We start from the raw sequence: 21,394 nt of genomic DNA, 5'->3' as shown, positions 1-21,394 counted from the left end.
TCGAGCTCCGGCATAGACACTCGGAACTCGTCCGCCTCATCCCCGGACCTAACGCGACCACTGGCAACGGGTGAATCTTTTTGTAGAGGGTTTGTGAAACGTCAATCAGAAATGAGTTTGATAGAGCCGGAAGATTACCACGAGATATCAAAAGTAACTACCGGACAGTTGGACACAGATCCAGCACTGTCCCCAGACGAATCACGGATCGCTTACCCGATCAAGACGCCGAAGAACGGGACCGAGTACGAGACGACGATCTGGGTCGCTCCGACAACGGGGGGCAGTCCACGCAGATTCACGTCCCCCGGAACGGTCGATGTTGATCCCGCGTGGTCGCCATCCGGGGACCGATTAGCATTCGTGCGCGTCGGCGATGACGAGACTCCCCAGCTCTGGGTCATGCCAGCCGACGGAGGCGAAGCCCGACAGGCGACGGACGTGATCGGGGGAGTCTCTGAATATCGATGGAGCCCGGACGGGACGCGGATCGCGTTCACGCAAGCTACGACCGCAGAGGAGCAGCAAGTTGGCATCGACCTCGAGGTCGATCCCGATTTGGAGTACGAGCGCGAGGAGCCGAATCCGCGGGTAATAACCCGAACCGTATACACCACCCACGACGGCTTCATCAACGGTAAACGAAGCCACGTGTACGTCCTCGACCTCGAGTCTGACACCGTCACGAGGGTGACCAGCGGCGACCATGACTTCCTGAGTCCGGAGTGGGGCGACGCATCGACGCTCTACTACACGAGCAAACAGACCGGTGATCCGGACGACAACAACATCCAAGACCTTCTCTCGTACGACTTAGATTCGGGGACCGAGACACAGCTCACCCAGTTCACGTTCCCTGCTTCGTACCCCGCGGCTCCGGACGTCTCGGCTACCGCCGACGGGCAAGTGGCGTTCACCGTTCGTGAGCCCGAACGAGCCACGATGCAACAGACCGACCTCGCCCTATACGACTCGGAGGCGGATGACGTGACCGTTCTCACAGAGGGGTTCGACCGGATGATCCGTCGCCTCGCCGACCGTCCGAAGTGGGGCCCGGACGAAGAGTATCTGTACTTTAGTACCCCAGCCCCCGGCCGAATTCCGATCTGGCGGGTACGAGCTGATGGGTCGTCAGACCCTGAGGCAATTCTCGATGAGGAAGTCCACCACGTTACTGGCTTCAACATCGGGGAAGACCATCTCGTGTTCTCACAAAGCGAGTGGGATCACCCCGGTGACGTTTTCGTGGCCACAGCCAACGGTGACGGAATTCGTCGGGTGACCACCGTCAACGAGAACTACCTGGCCGACCGCCACGTCAGCAAGCCGGAAGAACTGCATTTCGAGAACGCAGAGGGTGAGAAGATTCACGGCTACGTCCTCACGCCACCCGACTTCGACCCTGACGAGAGTTATCCGTTGGCAGTTGAGGTTCACGGTGGCCCCCACTACCTCTGGACCACCGCCGGTACGATGTGGCACGAGTTCCAATGTCTGGCCGCTGCGGGGTACGTGGTCTTCTGGTGTAACCCCAGGGGTTCCGTCGGTTGGGGAGAAGAGTTTATGCAGGAAATATATCAGGATTGGGGCGGTCCCGACTACGAGGACATCATGGCTGGGGTCGATGCTGTGTCGGCGCGTGACTACGTTGACGAGTCGAACGCGTTCGTAATCGGCGGCAGCTATGGCGGCTTCATGACATCGTGGATCGTCAGCCACACGGACCGATTCAAAGCCGCCGTCTCGCAGCGAGGCGTCAACGACATCGCTGGGATGTACGGATCGACTGACGGGTTCAAATTTATCGAGGACGAGTTCGGGACGGTCCCCTGGGAAAATCACGAACTACTCTGGGACCACTCCCCGGCCGCCTACGTCGATCAAGTGTCGACCCCCACGCTACTCATGCACGCCGAGGAGGACTACCGAGCCACGATCAACACGTCGGAGCTGTTCTACCGAGGACTGAAAAAGAACGATGTCGACACGTGTTTCGTCAGATACCCGGACGAAGGCCACGAGTTATCCCGAGCCGGCGAGCCACGGAACGTGGTCGATCGGCTCGAACGAATCATTCGCTGGATAAACGGGTACTCGGAGCATCACGACCAGTCGCCGGTCCTAGAGTCAGGGTTCGGGATTGACGACCGCCCGTCGTTCCAGTAGGCGACAGGGGACGATTTCAGGACGACGATAAAAACCGCCAGCGGGCCCTTGAACAGACCCGAACGGATTTATCGCCTTGAACTACTGTTGGGTTCGAATGTAGGTAGTTACTGGGGGCGTGCTTCCGTCCATTGTGACCACGGCCTTTCCCCACAGCGAGTTCTACGACGCTGGCCGTCTTCTCCCCCACGCAAGCGACGCTGACGACATCACTTGCGAGAGCAACCACGACCCGGCGGTCCAGATGCTCGAGGATTACATCGAAGAAATCGACCGCGGTCCGGGCCGAGACGAGACGACGATCACCTCGCGTCGATCATGACTGAACACCTACGTCGGCTACCCCGTCCTAGATTCCGAAGAGGGAGACGACCCTTATATCGGGTTCGCGACGGAGAGCACAAAGACACCCGTCAAACGCGGAACACGGTCGAACCTCTAGTCGGAATTGACGCTGTCCGTGATCGCATCGACCCCCTCGAGGAGTTCGACGAGTGGACGGACTACCTCTTGCCGGGGCAGTCGATCGACGCGCCGATGGCGACCAACACGGCGCGAGTCTAGTTACGGGTCCGTGGTGAGCACGCCGGCTTGTGGTGGTTACTAGAGGAGGCCGAGTCGTTCCAATTCGTTCTTAATCTGTTCCGTTTCGGCTTCAGGGATCGGGAGAGCCGGTTTTCGCGGTATCGAAGTAGGTAAACGGCCCTGCAGTTCGAGTAATTTTTTCAAGCGAATGCTCGAATCGTGTTTCGGATCCTGATAGATCACGTCGAGAAGCGGCATAAGCTGTTGATGAATCTCCTGAGCACGCTGTAACTCCCCAGATCGGACGGAGCTGTACAAGTCACAAATGTATTCGGGTACTGCTGCTGCTAATTCGACTACCGTTCCATCAACGCCAAACGCATAGCAGGGGAGAAGGTGTTCATCGTTGCCCATGAGGTAATTCACGTCTATTCCCTGTTCTCGAAGAGCGACGATATCATCCTGCGTATGGTCGACATCCCACACTCCCTCTTTGATTGCTACGATACCATCTATCGTAGCGAGTTCGGCTAACAAATCCGGGGCGTAATTTTGTCCGGAAGCCGCAGACGTCTGAAATAGAACAACAGGAACGTCTACTGCATTGGTCACTTCCTGATAGAATTGGATTGCCGCCCGGGGTCGGCCAGTAATCGGGGTCGCCGGTGGATCAACCATTACAGCGTCTGCTCCGGCTTCTTGGACGTTTACAGCATCGTCAATCACCTCCCCCGTTGTCGATCCGCTCACTCCAGAATAGATCTCCGTATCCTTGCTGGCGTCTTTAGCGAGGCTGACTATTTTCGCTCGTTCGTTAGAAGTAAGCGCGTAGCTTTCCCCCGCGTGCCCATTGCTCAAGATCCCGTCAATTCGATCGTTCGAGGCTAACTCTCTGATATGGTCCTGATATCCCTCTTGGTGGATAGTCTGGTCTTCTTTGAAAGGCACAAGGCTGGCAGGTATGACCCCTTCAACCGAAAGCATAATATTATATTTAGACGTGTGCTATTTACGTTTTGCTATAAATTCAGGAATTTTCAGAATAACCGTGCCGAAAGACAACTCCCAGTGAGCGATCCCGCTTGCTTCGATGTACACGATTAGTGGGATACCTGCTTTAGTACTTTATCAGAAACGTAGTCCCCTGTCGTCAAGGCAGATGTGAATCCTGGCTGTGGCATCAGAAGATGAGCAGAGCGATCGTCAATTTCAATGACAGCATCATCAACCCGCTGTCCGCTCCGGTCGAACAACCAGTGAGAGATCCCAACGTAACTTTCCTCGATGTCTTCGCTCTGGATGTCGGGGATTAGTTTACGACAGTGCTGCAGGAACTCCTTTTTTCGATACGTTTTGTTCAATTCGTTCCAAGCGAGTTTCATCGTCTCTTTCGACCCGATAAAATTCCAAAAGCTTCGCGACGAGACTGTTTTGAGAATTTCCTTGATATTGAACTCGGTTTTTCCGTACGTCTCCGATCCCAATGCGATCATCCCAGTTGGCCCAACAATCACTCTGTTGTCAGGACGTCGTGTGAAGTGAACGCCCACCTGGAAGCTGGGTCCAACGATTGTTGGATACACATTTGTGTTCACCAAGTGTCGTTTTTCGGGAACGAGTTCGAAGTACACACCTCGGAATGGGATCGCGTGATATTCGCTGCCGACCCCCATCATATTCGCGAGATCTAATGCCTTTACGCCTGCCGCATTGATGACGTAATCAGCATCTATGTCGGTTTTGTTTGTCCGGACATGGGTTCTCTCGTTCCGTTCGTTTATCTCACTTACTTTACATCCCATATAAAAGTCCGCTCCGTTATCGTACGCCTGTTGTGCCAGTTTATGCGTAATGGGACCTGTGTCGACAGTTGCCGATTCGGGAGAATAGAGGGCAATGTCACCCGTTATATTGGGCTCGATCTCATGGATTTCTTCTTGACTCTCCAATAATTCAACATTTACTCCCGATTGAGCGGCGCTCTCGTACAGCTTTTCGACCTTTTCTCGTTGTTCCTTCCCGGTCCCTGCTTTCATGATGCCTCTTTCTAAAATCGGGAGGTCGTGTTCCCTACAGTAGTCTTTTAATCGACGAGATCCTTCGATAGTAAACTCCGCCAACTGCGTTCCCGGCTTTATATCGGCCTCTGTCACAACGCCCAGATGTAGCGTCCCGGAGTTTCGGCCGCTCTGGTGTTGAGCTAAGTGATATTCCTTTTCGAGGACGCACAGCGAAAGGTCGGACTTCTCCGACAGGTGTTTCGCAATCGAACAGCCAAAGATGCCACCACCGATTATTGCGACATCGTACTCTACCATGATGTTGTAGAATTCCTTATAAGGATAAATATAAAAATATGGTCCTCATGAATCGCTGGACAGCGCTGGTTCCGACCGTTAGAACGATAATATCTGTTAGGACATTCTACACCCAGAGGTTGTTACACGTAGTGGATCATCCCGACGAGAATCACCGTCTAGAAACTGCAAGACCCCCCTCGACAAGTCGACAAAAGAAGTCAACGGCTCTTAGCCCCAATCGCGTACAAGACCGGTGTGACGCAGACCGAGTCCGTTGAGTGGTACGACGTTCAGCGACGAGCGATCGACAGCTAGCTCAAGCGACCCGACACTGACGAGTCGCTTGAACAGGCCATATCTAAAAGTGATATTTTGATAGGAAGCAAGAATTATCAGATATTTAGAATCGTTCGAACAAGCTGTTCACGACTCACCTGAAGAAGTTGGCATCGGCGGTTCAGAGTGGACGCCGGCGCGTACCCAAGAATTTCTCGAAGACACGTTCGGCGTCAAGTACTCCATCCCGAGTTGTCGGCGGATGTTGAAAGAGTCGGGATTGACTTATCAGAAGCCGCTGGACACAGCCGCCGAAGCAGACGAATCCGAGCAGGAAGCGTTCTATGATGAACTCAAAACGGCGGCGGGAGACGGACACCACCATAGCCTGTATCGACCAAACCTGAACCGCGTGGTTTCTACGTGGTACGGGGCCCTCCGTGGAATTCTCGGGCCAGCGCGAGTGGACGTGTTTGCTGGTGCAATCACTGAGGGCGCTTCTTCTCTCGCTTCGAAGAGTACGTCACCACCGCCTACGCGAAACATTTCATTTTGATATTATACTATGAGTTTGAATATAATCTGCTCACCGTACTTGATGGAGTACCGTACTTTCAGACTTCGGCCGTCACGGACCCAGCGTCTGTGACGACCTCGCCTTCGTAAGACACCAATCGCACTCGCCGGAGTTGAATCCTGTCGAAGAGTGCTGTAGGTAGATTCAAGCGGCTCTGAGCGACCGCTTCTTCGACTCCCTTGGCGAACGGAGGACCGAAATCGAGACAGCTCTCGACCAGCTTTCGATTCCAAATGTGAGCAATTACTTCTGACTGTTGCTATAGTCCCTCAGAGCGACGACACCGAGTACAATCGGTTGACGACGACTACGACTGGAACCAGCTGAGGATTCCTGATTGATTACCCTCAGTCAGTTGCTCTTCCAACTGTTCACGGCGTTCGCACTCTGCTTGCAATTCAGCAACCAGTCGCTCATTAGCTGCCTCTAATCGACGAATCTCACGTTCGAGCGTCTCGATCACCTCAGGATCAGCCGTCGATGCCGATTCGTCCTCGCTTGCCGATGTCGACTCGTCGCTCCCGCTCGCCGCGACGGCCCCGGCGTTGCCGGTCGCATCCTCGGGAAACAGCTGCCAGCTACCGCTATCTTCGTAGAACTCCGTCGTCCCGGCAACCGCCCGCTCGATCGTCCGTTCACCGTAGGTTGCGCCGTCGCTGAAATGTACTTCGTCCCACTTCGGTCGCATCAACCCCGAGTCGCGTACCAGCCGGTCCATCTGCTCGGCGTCACCGCCGGTCCAGAAGGCAAGCATCGAACACAGCGCCATATCCGCCTCGGAGTGACTCTCGTAGCCGGCCGTGTTGCCCCGGTACAGTCGTGCGAACTTCGCACCGTTCGAGGCGTCTTTCGCCTTCCGCAGTAGCTCCTCGTCCCCGAGATCGTTGCCTGGCCCGTCGCCCGTTGCGGCTGTCCAGTCATCGGTGGCATCGCCGGATGCTGTCGTGGCGCCTTCCTCGTCGGGGGCAACGTACTCGGTGTGGATTGCTTCGAGTGGGACCGGCCGTTCCCGAACCGACTGGGGATACGCACTCAGTACGTCGCCGGTGACGGTGAAAAACCGCGCCGTCTCGTACAACTCCACGTCGCCGTGTCGATTGCGTCCGCCGGGGAGCTCGCCCTCAACGATGACGTGAACGCCCGTTCCGGAGGGGCTTACCTCGGTAAACGAATCGAGGCGCTCAACGATGTCGCGAGCCCAGTCAGTCAGCGTCCCGTCATCGGGGTCACGGCAGTCGTCGAGATCGACGCCGACCAGCGGATCGTCGTCAGTGAACACGAAGCCGACGCCGACCTCCGTGCGAGTCGCGTACTCGCGAGCGTCCGCAAAATCGGTCCACGTCTCGGCGTCGGTCGTCGATGCGAAACTCTCGGTAGAAGGGTCAACGGGCACCTTCGTCGCCTTCCCGTCTCGGTCCTCCGTTCGCCAGCAGAGCCACTGCGGGCGGGCCACCATCGCCGCTGGAAGCGCCTCGGCGTGGGGAAGTTCGTCAGTCATCGTCGGCCTCCGCCGGCTGGTCGTCGAACACCGGTGATTGGTCGGCCCCGGTCGCTTTCGGGTCGAAGTCGATGACATCCTGTTCCTTCTCGAGAGCCCGAACCTCCATGCCGCGCCACTCCCCGTCGACGCCGAGCAACGCCTGTGAGTAACCTTTCTCCTCGTCGCCCGGGATGGCATCCTGCACGTAGCGCATCTGGGCGTGGTTCAACCCGAACGCATCGGCGATCTCGGCGTTCATCCCGTCGAGCTTGTGGAACTGCTTGACGGCACACTGATCGAGAATCATCTTCGCGATGTCGTGCTGGAAGAACTCGTCGACGGTCTGTGTGATGAGCCGGATGGAGAGATCGTGGTGGCGATGGTGCCGGAAGATTGTCTCCAGATACCGCAGGGTGGCGGCATCTTTTAACAGGTAGCGCGACTCGTCGATATAGAACACCATCTCCTTCGTCGTCTCTTTGGCTCGCTCGTACACCAGCGAGATGAGCAACTCCATCAGCAGACTGGTGTGGCCGCCGAGCTTGCCACCCTGCTGGGCGAGGTCCAGATAGATGATCTTCTCGTCGCGGATGTCGAACTCGCTTTCTCGCCCCAGGTTCTCGAACTGGCCACCCTCGGTGAACGGCCGGAGCTGGTCGAGCAGCCAGACGGCATCGTCCTCGATCTTGTCGGCCTCGGCGTCGGTCCGAACGACGTACTCCTCGGGGTCGTTGCTCATCGCCTCCAGGATGTCAAGCACGTCCCGCACCGTCGGACTCGGGTTGTCGTGAGTCGAGACGTCCTCGGTGATGCCCTGCTGGTCGTATGCTTCGTCGAACGCCGACTCGAGCGTGGTTCGCCGATCGCCGAGTTCGACGCCCCGCGTGGCGAAGAAGTTCGTGAAAAACGAGATGGCGCGTTCGCGCCGTTCCTTCAGCGGGCTCGCGTCGGCACCGCGTGCCTGCAACACGCGCTCGGGCGTCTGCCGGATTTCGAGGGGGTTGAGTCCGAGCGTTCCACCAACGGTGATCTGTCGGCCGCCGAGCGCCTCACAGACACCGTTCCAGTTGTTCAGCGGCTCGAGGATGACGCCGATCCGATCGGGATCCTGTTCGATGCTCCGGATGAAGTTCTGTTTTCCACTGAAGGATTTCCCCGAGCCGGGATCGCCGACCGTGAACATCGCGTAGCCGTCCTCGCGGGCGAAGGGGTCGACCACGAGCGGACTCTGGGTGTCCTTGTGGATGCCGTACTCGACGCCGCCGGGCTCGAGGATCGTCGGGTTGTGCGGCGAGGCAAGCAACGCCCCGACCGCCCCACCGAGGGCGATCGCTCCCCGGTCGAGCTCGTCGCCGCCGACTGGCGCGGCCGACTGCAGGGCGAGGTCCTGCAGACAGATCGACGTCGCCGGCTCGAGGCGGGCCGGGGGCTCCCGAAGCGTCGCCCGGACCTTGGTGACGGCGTCACGGAGGTCGTCTTTCGTGTCGGCCCGAACGGTGACGAACAGCGACTGTTCGAACACCTGCTGGCCGCCCTCGACGGCCTTGTACGTCGCGGCGGCCTCGTCGGCCCGGTCCTGTAGGTACGCCCCCCGGACGCTGTGTTCGAGATCCGCGTCAGCCTGCAGGTCGTCGGCAGTGTCCTGCAGGTCGTCACGCGCCCGTGACTGGTTCAGCGGCTCGACGTGGGCGGTCAGGTCGAACTCGATGTCGGTCAACTCGAACAGGCCGCTGAGATAGCCGTCGCTCGGATGGTCGGGATATTCGGCGATCGACAGCGTCGTCGTCCACTGGTCGCCGACCTTCGCGGTCCGTGTGTCCCACTCGACGACAGCCGGGGCGATCACCGACTGGTGGCGCTCCGCCAGCTCGGCAAACAGGTCACGTTCGGTGGCGGCCGCATCCAGGGTTGACTCATCAAGCAACTCGCCTAACTCCGGTTCCTCACGGGTCCGGGCGCGGTACAGTTCGACCAGTTTGCCGACCAGGATCACCGCGAGGACGCCGCCGATGCCGTAGACGAACACGCCCTCCGGCGAAAACACGGCCGGGCGGCTGGCAAGCAGCTCGCTGACCCAGCGAGTGATGGGAGGCGTCATTCGGCGTCCCTCCGGGTCGGCTCGCCGACGGCCGCCTCGGTTCGCATGAGTCGGTCGGGATCGTCGTACTCCTCGCCGTTCCAGAACTCCGCGCTGAGTGCGAACAGCTCGAGCGTGGAGAGTCGCGTCCCCGACCAGCCCGGCACGTCCTCGATGAACTCCGTGCGAAGGCGACGAACCCGGTCGTCGAGCTTCTCGAACATGGCCTGTCTGCGTTCGGCGGCCGCGAGATCGGCGCGGCGCGTCACGAACGGTGTGAACAGCACACCGACGACGGGGATGTCGAGGAGTTTCTCGCCGGGCGTCGGCTCCTCGGTGTAGCGGTTGTACACCTCAAGCGGCGACACCTCGACGCCGAGATAGTAGCGATGCTGGCGGGTATCAGCCAGCTCGGCCGGGCGCTGTTGACGGTACTCCTCCAGCAGTTCTTCGAAGGCAGGGTTCGACTGCACGTCCGGGTCGTCCATACGGTCCTCCAGTTGCGTCACGAGCTGGTCGGCCGGGAACGAGCGGGTGGTCGCATGCACCGTCAGCGGGAACTGCAGTTCGGCATTGGCGAACCCCTCGCCGGCCTCCTGGACGGCCTGCCAGTCGCCCGACATCGCGAAGTCCATGTTGGCCGGATCGACTTCGAGGAACGCTTCCATCGTGCCGTCCTCGCGCTCGACGGCGCCGGCGCCCGGCCAGGCCCGCTCGATGCTCGTCAGGTCCTGAGTTCGTTCGCTCGGGGTGAAAGGCGTGTACTGGACGGCACCGCCCTCGGTACTCGCGGGGTCGCTGTCGGCCGGTCGGGAGAGCGTCATCCGTGGCCGGAGGATCGTGAACCGCGTCACGTCACGCAGCCACGTCCACGCGGTGCGGTGGGGCGGAGCAGCGTACACGAGAGCGACGCCGACGGTGAGCCCGACGAGGACGAACGGCACGACGAGGACGTCCGCCACGAGGCTGGCCGCAAACAGCCCGGCGATCGGGAACCCGAGTGCCACGCCGACGTCGCCTTCCTCGATGTTGAGCAGTGGAATCCGTCGCTGCTCGCCGAGCCGATCCATCACGCGACGGCCCGCGGCGGAGCTGTCGGAGCTCACGTGTAATACCCCGCGTCGTTCTCGCCGCGACGGTACTGTGGCAGACCGCCGTCGGCGTCGGTCGCCACGTTGTCCTGGCTGGTGCCGCCCGTCGGCTGGCCACGCTGGTCATCGCTCGTCGCTCGGCTGACGGCAGCCTGACTCGCACCCGCCTTCGGGCCGAACCGGGCGGCAGTCGCGGCCGCCCGCGGGCCCGCTGCAGCGCCGACGCCGGCAACGGCACCGATAGTGACCGCGGACCTGGAGGCTCGCTCGACGGCGCCCGACACGAGCGGGCTTGCATAGCGGAACGTCTTCCAGGTCACATAGAGTGCAAGCAACGGCAACGACACGACGGTGAAGTAGTTCAGGAACGCGTCACCGGGCGTCACCAGCAGATCGCCGCCGGCGAACAGCAGCGCGTAGCCGCGGAACAGTAGTACCGCGGGAAGCGGCAGGATCGCCAGCGGGATGAACTGGAGACAGAGTCGCTTGGCGATCCGCGAGAGGACGGGGATATTACCGTACGTGAGCGCGATTCCGATCGGCATCCCAAAGACGTAGACGTACAGCAACACCTCCCGGAGGAAGTACACCGCTTTCAGAAGCACCATCGCAAGCCCACCCAGACTCGCGAGGATCAGCGTCAACATCGGGTTGCCGGCCGCGGCCGGGAGCATATCGATCAGCGCAGCGCCCACACGCGACACGTCCGGGATGAGCGCGACGGTCATCCCGCGAACGAAGTACAACCCGAGGACGGCGACCCAGTACCATACGACGATGAGTACGCCGCCGACCCAGGCTTTCCGACGAACGCGGCGATCCTCGTAGGCGCTGCCGACGTTGAAGATACGGATGAAGTGGCGGCCCTGGACCGTGAGGAACAACACGAGGAGGGCAAGCAGCATGATCTCGCCGGTGACGACGCTCTGGTAGATGCTGTGCCAGGGTTCGTCGCCGCTCGCTGGCGTCCCGAAGACTATCTCGGTTCCAGTACCCTCCGGGAGTGGGGTGTTGAACAGCCCAGTAGTGATTGTTCGATATCCGGCCTCGATTTCCTCTGCAAACCAATCTGATACGAGGCCCACAATCTGCTCAAACCACAACACTCCGAAGTCTGAAAACGGTATATCAGGCATTCTTACTCCTGTTTCTCTCCAATTTCCATTGTGCAATCGCCACTCGGGTCCGAGGAAGAGTACCGAATAGTGTACTCAGCAGAAACCGGACTCTCGCCTACGCTAGTCTCTATCTCTATTTCCAACGACCCGCGGTCGGGCAGAGACTCGCAGTCCTTTCCTTCAGCAGAAGTCGAAAATGGGAGAGTGCTCGAATAGAGAACCTTCTTCTCTCCACCTGAAACGGTGACGTGATCCAACTCACCTCCACCCCCAGAGGCGTCATAAATTCCACTCTTGGAATCGCTCTCTTTCACATCCTCTGTTGGGTTTGGAATCTCGCCATCGAAAATCAAACCCGTGATACTATTCGGTCCGTTGCCAGTGTTCTTCACAGCGACGAGGGCCTCAACATCCTGAGTATTCCCGAGAGAATCTGGCATTCGCTCAAGATGATTACCTCCGACGCCGATCTCCTGAATCCGGAGATTCGGTTGGATTTGGAGAGATATTTCACCTGCAGGTTCACCAACGATGTCATAACTTCCCGGGGTGTAGCTCCGGCCAAGTTCGAATTCGACCCGAGTTTCTCCACTCACTACCTTTTTTGAGCCGACACTACTGCCATTTGGACTAATCAGATTAATTCGGTCGACGTCTGTATTCGATGCAAGCTTCACCACGACAGATTCGTCATTGATGTTGGCCTCCTCGAATGGATCACCTGCACCCGGTCCAGGGTTTCTGTCAGTACACCCTGCCAATCCCGCGACTGTCGCTGCGATACTTCCGAGAACCGTTCGTCGAGCATGCGAGTTGCTGGTCATGGATATCGAGTTCGCGGAGCGAAGATGTCGCCGAGTTTCCGACCGGCATACAGCGCCACGGCAAACGGCAGGAACCACGTGATGCCGGTCGTGAGCAGTTCGAGCCAGCCGGCGATCGTCCCGAGCGGATGCCATCGGACCGTCGCCGCGGCGGTCGTGTACGCGGGGTCGTGTGTCAGCCACGACCCCGGCACATAGCGGGCCGTGTACACGCCCGATTCGGTGACCGTCACCGTCGCCAGCCCGGAGGCGTTCGTCCGGATGCGCTCGCCGGCGAACCGAATGTAGCCGTTGCGCCCAGGGACGATCGGCGCGTACCGCGGATTGTCTGTTCGCTGGAGCGTGATCGGCTCGCCGGTGTCAGCGGCCGTCAGCTCCAACAGGAACCGCGCTCGGTCGTTGGTCTGACCGAGCCGACGGACCTCGAGGCGGCTCTCGCTGATGGTTCGCCGTTCGGTGATCGAGGCGAGCGACGCGTTCACGCCGCGGACGATCCCCGGGACGCGAATCGACTCGGTGTCGTTGACCCGCGTCCGGACGGCCATCCCGAAGGAGGTCCGGTACGTGTCCTCGACCACGTCGACGGTGACGTTCTCTGGGAGCGTGGCCGCCGGCGACCGGTGGTCGATGCCCCAGACTTCGACGAACTCCGGGCCGTTCCCGGTCGGCTCGACGCGCGGCCCGAACCGCGAGGGGTACGCGTGGACGCCGACCGGCAGTATCGGCGACGTGACCCGGGAGTCGTTGGTGGCGGTCGATTTCACGAGCTGGTCCCACCGCGGGTCTCGGGCGGTGTAGAATCGCCAGACGCCACGTACCCGCCGGGAGCCGGTTTCCGAGAGCCGAATGCCCTGCCACGGCCCGTTTCGGTAGACGGCGATACCGAGATCGCCGTCCGGGTAGCGGGCCGTGCGCACGTCCACCTGCAGGTCGTGCGTCCGGACGGTGACGGTGTCCATGACGGTGACTGTCTCGGAGATCGTTGTCGTCGGTGTCGTCACCGTGACCCGGATGTCGGCAGCGAGCTGGAGCTGTTCGCGGCCCTGAACCAATCGGTAGTCGAGTTCCGGACGGCAGGTGCCGTTTCCGCGGGCGATCACCTCGCCATCGCGGCGCAGTCGAACCTCGTCGATGTCGTGGGTGACGGCACCGCTGCTGATCGATGCGTTGATGCCCGGGAGCTGCCCCGCCGTGAGCACGCGGTAGTCGACGACCCCACGGACGGTGCCGGTCGGAGCCGCGTACACGGCCGTCTCGTTGGGGGCAACGTGGGCGGTCGTCGATGGCGTGACCGCGAAGATCGTCGCGTGAGCGTCACGCACGAACCGGCCGTCCGTCAGGTTCGCGTGGGGTGGATACAGCGACGTGCTCTCGTTGCCCGACGGGAACTCCTCGTGGTCGGCCCGCGTCCACCGGGCTGCGGTCGAGGGCGGCCGCTTGAACGTGAGGTCCGTCCCGTTGGCGACCTGCTCGAGGGCGGTTCGGTTGTCGTCATACGCCTCGCGGTACTCCGCGCTGGTGACGTAGCTGTCGTCGTCGCGGCTCCACAGCGTCGCCGACTCGTTTTCCGTCAGGCCGTTATCGTCCGTTTCCGACCGTGGTGGTCGAGCGCCCGCCAGCGGAGCCGCGACGCTGGCGACCAGCAGGGTGAGAAGCGCCGCGACCACCGACACCCGTCGCATCGGTGGGTCAGAACGGGATGAGGTTCACGCAGCTGGCGATCGGCAGCCCCATCGCGGAGCCGGCAACCGTGAACAGCGGGCCGAGGACGACCAGCACGATAGCCGACCGCATCGCACCGCGGCGATGCTCCTTCAGGTCCGCCTTCTGTTCACGGCTCATCGTGAACATCGACATCAGCGTGTCAGCCTGCCAGACGACCAGCAGGCCCATGATGCCGAGCCCGGTGGTGATCTGGATGAATCCCTCGATCATGTTCGCCAGCGTCCCCGAGTCGTCCTGACAGACGGGGTTCGCGGCATTCGACTGGGCGGCCGCAGGGGCGACGGCCAGGAGGCTCACGAGGACAATCACGAGCGCCAGACGGCCCACAAGGCGACTAGTCGGACGTATCGACGTGTGGAGCGTCTCGATACTGCTCGACGACCGAGTCCAACCATCCATCTGTAATTTTCCGGTGATGTCTAGAGCTATTAAAATCGTTCGAAATGGTGAAAATAATGCGACTACACCGTATCGAAGTGCCGACAGCGGGTAGAAGCAGCAATACAGACGCTGTGAGCTATTTTGGGAGCTATTACCGGGTCGCCCGACGGCCGAACACGAACACGAGCAGGGCAAGCAGGGCCGACCCGGCGATCGTCTCGACCGTCGCCACGACTCGCGAGAAGGCGATCGGTTGGACATCCCCGTATCCCAACGTGGTGAACGTGACCACGCTGAAGTACAGACTGTCGAACAACGTCCCGATCACGGTCTCCGTCGTCCCGTAGGAGACGACCGTCCCACCGGTACGAATGCCGGCGATCGGATACAACAACGCGCAGAGCAAGACGACGACAGCGGTCGCGCCGAACACCCGCCAAGGGCTCTCGCCGTAGAGAATCGTCGCGCGGGCGATCTTCGCCCGACTCCAGCGGGCCCCCGCGATAACGCGTTGTTCGAGGGAGTGCTCCGGCCCGCTCGCAGCAGTCCTGTACTCGTGGGTTTGGAGATCCTGCCGCCGGACGAAACACCGCGCCTGTAACCGAGCCCGCGCGGCCCTGTTGCCGATCTCCTCGAGCGCCCGGTACATGCTTTTGGCCTTGCCAATGTCGGTATGGTCGGTGTCGGCCTCGTAGTCGGGATCGTACACGCACGTCGGGCTCGACCGGATAGCGGCGACAGTGTGTGGCGAGGCGTCCCTGTCGGCGGTGGGATGACCGAGAAACAGCGTTTCGTCGTCGACGCGGACGTCCCCGAGGACGGCGCCGCTGAGTTTGGCGCCACGCAGGTCGGCGCCGAACAGCGTCGCGCGGCTCAACAGCGCGGCCTCGAAATCCGCCTCCCGAAGGTTTGTGCCGGTGAACGTCCCACCGGTTACGTCTGCGTCAGAAAAATCTGCCCTATCGAGGACGAGATCCCTGAAATCCACACCGTCATAGAATTCCACAGCGCGAAACGATATCTCACCCCCAAACATCCGATAGTCGGGCATGATCAGCTGTCTTGTCGCAAACCGAGCGGTGTCTTCGAACGATGATCTATCAAACGTCGCAGCCGACGTGAACGTCGTGTCTGAAAATATCGCGTCCGATTTGAATGTGGCCGTGTCGAAATGCACGTCGGATCCGCAGTCGACCTCATTGAAGTACAAGTCCGCCCCGAACGTTACCCCCTCAAAATTCGCCTCGCCACTGAACTCTGAGCGTCTGAATCGGGCCGCGTCGTGAAACACTGCCCCCTTGAAACCCACGGCAGCGAAGGTTGTGTTTTTGAAATTAGCATCCCCAGTAAACTCGGCCCCGGACCCATCGAGTAGCTGCTCGAATCGTGAGCGGTGGAACGTAGATGTGGCACGGAATTCGGTGTCACCTATGTACGCGTTCCCGTTGAACGTACTCTGGCTGAAATCAGCCAGTTCGCAGAATGAAGCACCACTGAAATCAGCTATTCCATGGAACGACGCGTGACTGAAATCAGCGTCCCCACGAAAGACAGCATGGGAACAATCGACATCCCCATCGAAGCTCGCTCGAGTGGACCGAACCTCTCCGTTTACTACAGCACCGGTGAGCGTAATTCCGGCGCCGAACGTCGTTCGAATATCGAGATCGTTCGTAACGATAGCGCCGGAGAGATCCGGCGAAATAGTGGTAAACTGGATATCGCTGAGATCAACACGGCCCTCTACGCTCGAATGGGTGAAATACACCGTTTCATCCGTCACGAAGTCGGGTAACTCCTCGTCGAATTCCAAGCGTCCAAACCGAGCTCCGATGAATTCTCGTTTTCGCAGTTGTTGGGTAGGTTGGACGCTGTTTGCCGAGGTTGCAAGCGAGTCAACTAGGGCGTCGACAACATCGCTGTTATTCTTCTGATCAGGATCCAGGTGGAAAATACAGAACTGGTCTCCGCTTTCGGCATCATGCGGACACGTCCAGACACCGTCCTCGTTCAACTGATTGCGTGCGACGTAGCACGCATCCCCCTCTTCGCCACCCCATGTCTCGGGGTCATCAGGGTCAAGCACGTATTCACACGTCCCCTCGACATCTGTCATATAGTCGTCGAGTAGTGGCCCGTTCTTGAAACTGGTGAGCAATACCTGACATCCCTCTCGACGAGCCGCCACCAATCGCCCGTGTGCCTCTCGACGAGCCGCCACCAATCGCCCGCGTGCTCTGTGTGCGGTCGGGAGGACGATAGGAAAGCGTGTTGAGCGCGGGTTGTACCCATGTGAGACGTGTGACGTGGCGTTCAACGCCATGTGACTGGAGTGGAGAACATCCGTCGCGACAGCAACGATGGAAGTTACTCCGAGCCCCGATCAGGGGATAGGAGTACCGGCCGGGTGGCCCAGTCCGGAGTCTACCTGTACGCCCTCCCCTGCGGATTCCAACCGCAGGCCAGGATGGAGACTCCAAATCCTGAGATCCCACCCCTCAGGGAAAGGGGAGAGGTCGAAGGGAGTTGACTGGAGAGAGCCGATCTACACCATCGCTTCGAGTTCGTCCCGATACCGTCGCAGCGAGACGATCGACACGTCCGCCACCTCGGCCAGCTCCGCCTGCGTGAACCGCATCGCATCGGCCGACTGCTGGACCGCAACCAGCAACGCCCCGCCCGCGACTGCCGCCGGATGCGACCCGTTCGTCTCCGGTGTCTCGCCCCGGTCGAGCACGCTCCGGGCGACCCGCTCCACGCCAGGTGAGAGCCCGAGTTCCGAGACGAACCGCGGGAGGTACTGCTCCGGGGGAATCGGTGCCGCCGGCAGCTCCAGCTCACGGTTCAGCACGCCGTATCCGTTCTTCACCTTCTCCCGGGACGCCCGCGCCACCCGGCTCACGTCACCGAGCGTCTGGGGCCGCCCCTCGCAGCGACACGCCGCGTACACGCTCGCCGCCGCGATCGCCTCGATCGACCGCCCCCGGAGCAGATTCGCCCCCTGAGCCGTCGAGAACAGCCGACACGCCCGGTCACGGAACGAATTCTCGAACCCGAGCGCACCCGTCATCCGACGGATCTCAAGCAGTCCGTGCATCTCATTGCGCTCGCGTTTGTTCCGGTGCTGGGCACGGGCCTGCTCACGACGGAGCCGACTCAACTGCCGACGCTTCCGCGGCGGAAGCTGGGAGTTCGCGCCGTTGCTGTCCCAGCCGATCTCCGTCGACAGCCCGCGGTCGTGTCGCGACGGGGTTCGGGGTGCCCCCGTTCGAGCTCGGTTCTCGGTGTCCTCGAAGTTGCGCCACTCGGCGCCGGTGTCGACCTGCCCGTCCGCGAGGACGAGTCCGCAGTCGTCACACACCGTCTCCGCCCGGGTCATCGTCACCCGCCCGTCGCATTCCGGACAGGTGTTCGACTCCGTCTGTTCGGTCGACTCATCATACCGCCGTTCGTAGACGTCTGCTCGTTGCATTCGAACTCACGAGGCACGCCTTCCGGCGCTCCTCGCCCGTCGGGGGCCAACAAAACACCCCGGCGGTCGCGGTCAAGGAGAAGAAGCGACGACGTGCGACACGGCTCCCAGATGGTCGTCGATTCAGCGACACCAAGCACGGATGTCGTCCGCGCCACACTGCTCGGCGATGCTCTGGAACGTGCCGAGTTGAACCCGGTCGTGAAGCGGACTGGTGACTGTGCCCCAGGCCGTAACATTACTCGAAACTTCTTTATATACAAGTTTCGTACTATGTTACACCGTGCTCCGGCGCATCGAACTCGAGGTCCTCGCCACGGTCGACCCCGGCGACACGATCTCCGAACTCGCGGCGAAGCTTGACCACAGCGAGAGCTACCTCTCTCGTGCCGTCGGCGACCTCGTCGAGAAGGGGCTCGTCTACACGGAACGCGACGGCCGGCGAAAACGGGTCATCCCGTCGGACGCCCGAGCCGTCGAACTCTACCAGGACCTTGTCCGCCAGCATTCCCATATCGACTTCCCCGAGCTGTTGACCGGCAAGGCACTCGAGGTGCTGTACTATCTCGACCAGCCGCGGACTGTCAGCGAAATCGCCGACCAAAGCGACAACTACCGCAACACGGTCAACCGCGTCCTGAAGCGGTTTCGCGACCGTGGGCTCATCGGGACGGACGACAGCCGTTATGCCTTCAACGCCGACTTCGACCGCCTCAACGCGTTCGCACGTGAACTCGCACACCATCTGCATCGCCACCGGCTCGAATCCGTCGCCCCGAAGGGCACGATTCTCTGGGAGGACTACGACGAATTCCTCGCCCAGGCCGAGACGGAGATCGACGCAGAGGAGTTCCACGAAACCGGCCTCGCTCGATTCGCGGCGTTCGACCTTCAGTTCCTGCTCACCGGCCATCGCTACTACGTCTACTCCGAGGATCTCGACGCAGTCTCGCCGGCGGAACTTTGCTGTCACACACTACTGATCGACGACGGCAGCCGCCACCGCTCGTACTGTCTCCTCCTGCTCAGCCACGTCGACGTCGACGAGGCGGACCTCCGAGAGCAGGCGGCGAAGTATGGTCTCGAAGACGAAATCGACGCCCTGCTCCGCTACCTCGAGACGCACGGCGAGGTCGACGACGACCGGCTCCCGGAGTGGGACGAGTTTCAGGAACTGGCGGCTGAGTACGAGGTGCCACTCTCATAATGAGACCAACATTCGGACGTGACTATATCGAAAACGAGTTCCAGCGCATCGCGGATGGGCTGTCTGACCCGCTTACGGTTTACCTGATCGGTGGTGGCGCGATGTCGCTGCGCGACCTCAAGGGGGCGACGAAAGATATCGACCTGGTCGTCCCAGATGGCGACGCGTACGGCCAGCTGTGGGCGGTCCTGATGGACCTCGGGTATGCGGAGGTTCAATCGCTGGATCCAGATTACCGGGCGCTTGGCGCGACGAGCTGCGTCGAGAACGACGATGAGTGTCGCCTCGACATCTTTAACCAGCAGGTCGCGAACAAGCTCGTGCTCACCGACGGCATGCAAGAGCGCAGCGAGCCGTTCCTCAACACGGCTCGATTGAATGTCCGGCTGGTTAGCAACGAGGATATTTTCCTGTTCAAGGCGATCGCAGGCCGAGACGACGACATCGAGGACATGAATATGCTCGTGCAGGCCGGCCTCGATTACGATGTCGTCCAGGATGAACTCGAAGCCCAGATCGAGCGCTTGGGGGACGATCAGTTCGCCACGTTCGTGAACGAGGCCCTGGTCGAACTCGAGGAGCGGTACGGGGTGACCACGCCGATCGAGGCCCGCGTCCAGGAGCTCACGAGTAGGTACTACCGAGGGTTCGAAGTCCTCCAGGCACTCGACGAGCCGATGACCATCGACGAACTGGCCGCGGAACTGGATCTGGATGGCGGGGCGGTTCACGACCGGCTCGCGTATCTCTCAACGTTCGACCGGGTCCATCGAGATGGCGACACGGTACGTCCCGTTGAGTAGTCCGAACGCCACCTACAGTAAAGGAAGTCCGCCGTCTGGTCGGGGCACACGGCCCCGTTTGATTGCTCAGTCGGTAGCCTCGCCGTCCTCGTCAACGGCGTGCTTCAGCCATTCGTCCAGCTCCTCGTCGCCGAAGCGGTCGTTCGCGGCGCGGGTGCTCTCGACCAGACTCGCGTAGGCGGCCACTTCGTCAGCCTCGCCGAGCGTCCAGTAGGTGCCCTTGTGGCGAACGAGTCCGCGGTCCTCGTGCCGGGAGAGGACTACGCTGATGCTCCCGGCTTTCACGTCCGTCGCGTCACGGATCTCGCTTTGGGTGAACGCCTTGTCCGGATGAGCAGCGAGAAACCGCATGACTCGGTCGGCGTTTGTCTCCCCGGAGCCCTGAAGCTGGTCTTCAGAAGACGATTCGAAGGTCTCGATGTCGATGAGCATATGTATTCTATTGTTTTGTATTAGCTGTATTGGTGTATTCTTCCGTGTAGCGGGAGCTACTGAACGCCCGATATCAGCGGTCAGTCCTCTGGGAGCTCCTTCCGCCCGCGTCGATAACACTCGAAACACGGGAACCCATCCCGGAGCCCCGCACAGTCGCACCACTCCGGCGGCTCGTCAGGCTGTGATTCCGTGGGTCTCGTCACCTCGGTGCCGCCGTCCGCGACCGCCGGTGACTCCGTCCGGCGAGCCGCCTCGAGGACGGGCTCGCGGATGGCCACCGCAAGTCGATGCTTGCACGCCGGCTCGTACTGCCGATCGGCCGGACAGCTACAGTGGGTCGGGAGCCCGCCGGTGACGGTGACGAGATACTCGTGGTCCTCGGGGTTGGTGTAGCTCCCGTTGCGGACGAGCACGCCCTCGTCGAGAACGGTGAACGCGAACGCCTCGTACTGGGCGCGTTTCAGGACACGATTCGACACGGCCAACTGCGCGAGTACATGCTCTGACACGTCGCTCCGGCGCTCTGGGAAGCGCCGCACCCGTCGCGGCGCGACACAAACCGCCCTCTGCGTGGCGTTACTCTCCCGAGTGGGTGTGCCGCCGGTCGAAGGTCGTCGTCGCCTCGGCGCGGTCGACGCGATCGCCCGTCGACCAGTGGGTCGGCGTCGACTCACCCCACGTGCATCGCTGGCGGTCGCTCGAACACGCGAACCAGTATTTCTCGCCGTGGCCTTCGCGCTTGCAGACGGTCGTAACGGGGGCGTTGCGGTTCAGACAGCGACGCTCCGCGAGCGGAATCTGTCGATAGTTCGTATGCATCGATAGCACGAGCGGCGACTAGGTCGCCCCTCGGCCGTTCCGGGGCGCAAAAACATCCCCGCGGTAGCCACGCCCAGGAGGCACGATCGTGGGGTGAAATCAGCTGGTCGGGGCGAAT

18 protein-coding genes and 1 pseudogene are annotated in these 21,394 nt (G+C 60.8%); 5 read left to right on the top strand and 14 right to left on the bottom strand.

Annotated features, from left to right (window positions below):
- Positions 1–111 precede the first annotated feature (111 nt).
- Both NL112_RS08330 and NL112_RS08325 read left to right on the top strand, forming a co-directional pair.
- A complete protein-coding gene (locus tag NL112_RS08330) occupies positions 112–2,166 on the top strand; it encodes a S9 family peptidase (protein WP_255152218.1) in 2,055 nt (684 codons plus the stop codon).
- Between the two features lie 133 nt (positions 2,167–2,299).
- Positions 2,300–2,488: a hypothetical protein gene (locus NL112_RS08325; protein ID WP_255152217.1), complete on the top strand. Its 189-nt coding sequence runs from the start codon at positions 2,300–2,302 to the stop codon at positions 2,486–2,488.
- Between the two features lie 281 nt (positions 2,489–2,769).
- Here NL112_RS08325 and NL112_RS08320 read toward each other — a convergent pair whose 3' ends face one another.
- Together NL112_RS08320 and NL112_RS08315 are read right to left on the bottom strand one after the other, a co-directional pair.
- Entirely contained in the window at positions 2,770–3,675 is a 906-nt protein-coding gene (locus NL112_RS08320; protein ID WP_255152216.1) for a dihydrodipicolinate synthase family protein, read from the bottom strand.
- Between the two features lie 116 nt (positions 3,676–3,791).
- Positions 3,792–5,009, bottom strand: a complete 1,218-nt coding sequence (locus tag NL112_RS08315) for an NAD(P)/FAD-dependent oxidoreductase (RefSeq protein WP_255152214.1) — start codon at positions 5,007–5,009, stop codon at positions 3,792–3,794.
- Between the two features lie 165 nt (positions 5,010–5,174).
- On the opposite strand from NL112_RS08315, the pseudogene NL112_RS08310 reads away from it, so the two are divergent.
- A pseudogene (locus NL112_RS08310) lies at positions 5,175–6,097 on the top strand (IS630 family transposase).
- Positions 6,098–6,151: 54 nt separating this feature from the next.
- On the opposite strand, the gene NL112_RS08305 reads toward NL112_RS08310, so the two are convergent.
- From NL112_RS08305 to NL112_RS08265, 9 genes are all read right to left on the bottom strand, one after another.
- Entirely contained in the window at positions 6,152–7,342 is a 1,191-nt protein-coding gene (locus tag NL112_RS08305; protein ID WP_255152213.1) for a phage NrS-1 polymerase family protein, read from the bottom strand.
- Positions 7,335–9,422, bottom strand: a complete 2,088-nt coding sequence (locus NL112_RS08300) for a VirB4 family type IV secretion system protein (protein WP_255152212.1) — start codon at positions 9,420–9,422, stop codon at positions 7,335–7,337. Before NL112_RS08300 ends, NL112_RS08305 begins: the two co-directional genes overlap by 8 nt.
- On the bottom strand, positions 9,419–10,507 hold the full coding sequence (locus NL112_RS08295) for a TraC-like domain-containing protein (RefSeq protein WP_255152211.1): 1,089 nt from the start codon (positions 10,505–10,507) through the stop codon (positions 9,419–9,421). The genes NL112_RS08300 and NL112_RS08295 overlap by 4 nt, the downstream gene beginning before the upstream one ends.
- Positions 10,504–11,628, bottom strand: coding sequence for a TrbL/VirB6 family protein (locus NL112_RS08290; RefSeq protein WP_255152210.1), 1,125 nt, complete (start codon positions 11,626–11,628; stop codon positions 10,504–10,506). Before NL112_RS08290 ends, NL112_RS08295 begins: the two co-directional genes overlap by 4 nt.
- A 2-nt stretch (positions 11,629–11,630) precedes the next feature.
- On the bottom strand, positions 11,631–12,434 hold the full coding sequence (locus tag NL112_RS08285) for a hypothetical protein (RefSeq protein WP_255152209.1): 804 nt from the start codon (positions 12,432–12,434) through the stop codon (positions 11,631–11,633).
- Complete coding sequence (locus tag NL112_RS08280) at positions 12,431–14,116, bottom strand: DUF8186 domain-containing protein (protein WP_255152208.1); 1,686 nt, start codon at positions 14,114–14,116, stop codon at positions 12,431–12,433. The genes NL112_RS08285 and NL112_RS08280 overlap by 4 nt, the downstream gene beginning before the upstream one ends.
- Positions 14,117–14,123: 7 nt before the next feature.
- Entirely contained in the window at positions 14,124–14,558 is a 435-nt protein-coding gene (locus tag NL112_RS08275; RefSeq protein ID WP_255152207.1) for a DUF7985 family protein, read from the bottom strand.
- A 133-nt stretch (positions 14,559–14,691) separates the two neighbouring features.
- On the bottom strand, positions 14,692–16,656 hold the full coding sequence (locus NL112_RS08270; protein WP_255152206.1) for a pentapeptide repeat-containing protein: 1,965 nt from the start codon (positions 16,654–16,656) through the stop codon (positions 14,692–14,694).
- A gap of 429 nt (positions 16,657–17,085) precedes the next feature.
- Positions 17,086–18,012: a transcription initiation factor IIB gene (locus NL112_RS08265; RefSeq protein ID WP_255152205.1), complete on the bottom strand. Its 927-nt coding sequence runs from the start codon at positions 18,010–18,012 to the stop codon at positions 17,086–17,088.
- Between the two features lie 283 nt (positions 18,013–18,295).
- Here NL112_RS08265 and NL112_RS08260 point away from each other — a divergent pair, with 283 nt between their 5' ends.
- Together NL112_RS08260 and NL112_RS08255 are read left to right on the top strand one after the other, a co-directional pair.
- Positions 18,296–19,219 carry a MarR family transcriptional regulator gene (locus tag NL112_RS08260; protein WP_255152204.1) on the top strand — a complete coding sequence of 308 codons (924 nt, stop codon included), beginning with the start codon at positions 18,296–18,298 and terminating at the stop codon, positions 19,217–19,219.
- Positions 19,219–20,022 carry a DUF6036 family nucleotidyltransferase gene (locus NL112_RS08255; RefSeq protein ID WP_255152203.1) on the top strand — a complete coding sequence of 268 codons (804 nt, stop codon included), beginning with the start codon at positions 19,219–19,221 and terminating at the stop codon, positions 20,020–20,022. The genes NL112_RS08260 and NL112_RS08255 overlap by 1 nt, the downstream gene beginning before the upstream one ends.
- Positions 20,023–20,088: 66 nt before the next feature.
- Here the strand turns inward: NL112_RS08255 and NL112_RS08250 are convergent, their stop codons facing one another.
- The 3 genes from NL112_RS08250 to NL112_RS08240 all read right to left on the bottom strand — a co-directional run bounded on the left by NL112_RS08250 (position 20,089) and on the right by NL112_RS08240 (position 21,276).
- Entirely contained in the window at positions 20,089–20,454 is a 366-nt protein-coding gene (locus tag NL112_RS08250; RefSeq protein WP_255152202.1) for a MarR family transcriptional regulator, read from the bottom strand.
- Between the two features lie 80 nt (positions 20,455–20,534).
- Positions 20,535–20,966: an SWIM zinc finger family protein gene (locus NL112_RS08245; RefSeq protein ID WP_255152201.1), complete on the bottom strand. Its 432-nt coding sequence runs from the start codon at positions 20,964–20,966 to the stop codon at positions 20,535–20,537.
- 67 nt (positions 20,967–21,033) lie between these two features.
- Positions 21,034–21,276 carry a hypothetical protein gene (locus tag NL112_RS08240; RefSeq protein ID WP_255152200.1) on the bottom strand — a complete coding sequence of 81 codons (243 nt, stop codon included), beginning with the start codon at positions 21,274–21,276 and terminating at the stop codon, positions 21,034–21,036.
- Positions 21,277–21,394 lie beyond the last annotated feature (118 nt).

This window comes from Halorarius halobius, assembly GCF_024298865.1.
Taxonomy (GTDB): domain Archaea; phylum Halobacteriota; class Halobacteria; order Halobacteriales; family Haloarculaceae; genus Halorarius; species Halorarius halobius.
Note: the sequence above shows the minus strand (reverse complement) of the source record. Positions and strands in the feature narration are given on the sequence as shown.

Excerpts from the sequence above, each read along its gene's own strand:
- NL112_RS08290 (WP_255152210.1), bottom strand. The coding sequence starts at position 11,628 with ATGCCTGATATACCGTTTTCAGACTTCGGAGTGTTGTGGTTTGAGCAG.
- NL112_RS08255 (WP_255152203.1), top strand. The coding sequence starts at position 19,219 with ATGAGACCAACATTCGGACGTGACTATATCGAAAACGAGTTCCAGCGC.
- NL112_RS08320 (WP_255152216.1), bottom strand. The coding sequence starts at position 3,675 with ATGCTTTCGGTTGAAGGGGTCATACCTGCCAGCCTTGTGCCTTTCAAA.
- NL112_RS08270 (WP_255152206.1), bottom strand. The coding sequence starts at position 16,656 with ATGACAGATGTCGAGGGGACGTGTGAATACGTGCTTGACCCTGATGAC.
- NL112_RS08265 (WP_255152205.1), bottom strand. The coding sequence starts at position 18,012 with ATGCAACGAGCAGACGTCTACGAACGGCGGTATGATGAGTCGACCGAA.
- NL112_RS08285 (WP_255152209.1), bottom strand. The coding sequence starts at position 12,434 with ATGACCAGCAACTCGCATGCTCGACGAACGGTTCTCGGAAGTATCGCA.
- NL112_RS08305 (WP_255152213.1), bottom strand. The coding sequence starts at position 7,342 with ATGACTGACGAACTTCCCCACGCCGAGGCGCTTCCAGCGGCGATGGTG.
- NL112_RS08330 (WP_255152218.1), top strand. The coding sequence starts at position 112 with ATGAGTTTGATAGAGCCGGAAGATTACCACGAGATATCAAAAGTAACT.
- NL112_RS08250 (WP_255152202.1), bottom strand. The coding sequence starts at position 20,454 with ATGCTCATCGACATCGAGACCTTCGAATCGTCTTCTGAAGACCAGCTT.
- NL112_RS08240 (WP_255152200.1), bottom strand. The coding sequence starts at position 21,276 with ATGCATACGAACTATCGACAGATTCCGCTCGCGGAGCGTCGCTGTCTG.
- NL112_RS08280 (WP_255152208.1), bottom strand. The coding sequence starts at position 14,116 with ATGCGACGGGTGTCGGTGGTCGCGGCGCTTCTCACCCTGCTGGTCGCC.
- NL112_RS08300 (WP_255152212.1), bottom strand. The coding sequence starts at position 9,422 with ATGACGCCTCCCATCACTCGCTGGGTCAGCGAGCTGCTTGCCAGCCGC.
- NL112_RS08315 (WP_255152214.1), bottom strand. The coding sequence starts at position 5,009 with ATGGTAGAGTACGATGTCGCAATAATCGGTGGTGGCATCTTTGGCTGT.
- NL112_RS08275 (WP_255152207.1), bottom strand. The coding sequence starts at position 14,558 with ATGGATGGTTGGACTCGGTCGTCGAGCAGTATCGAGACGCTCCACACG.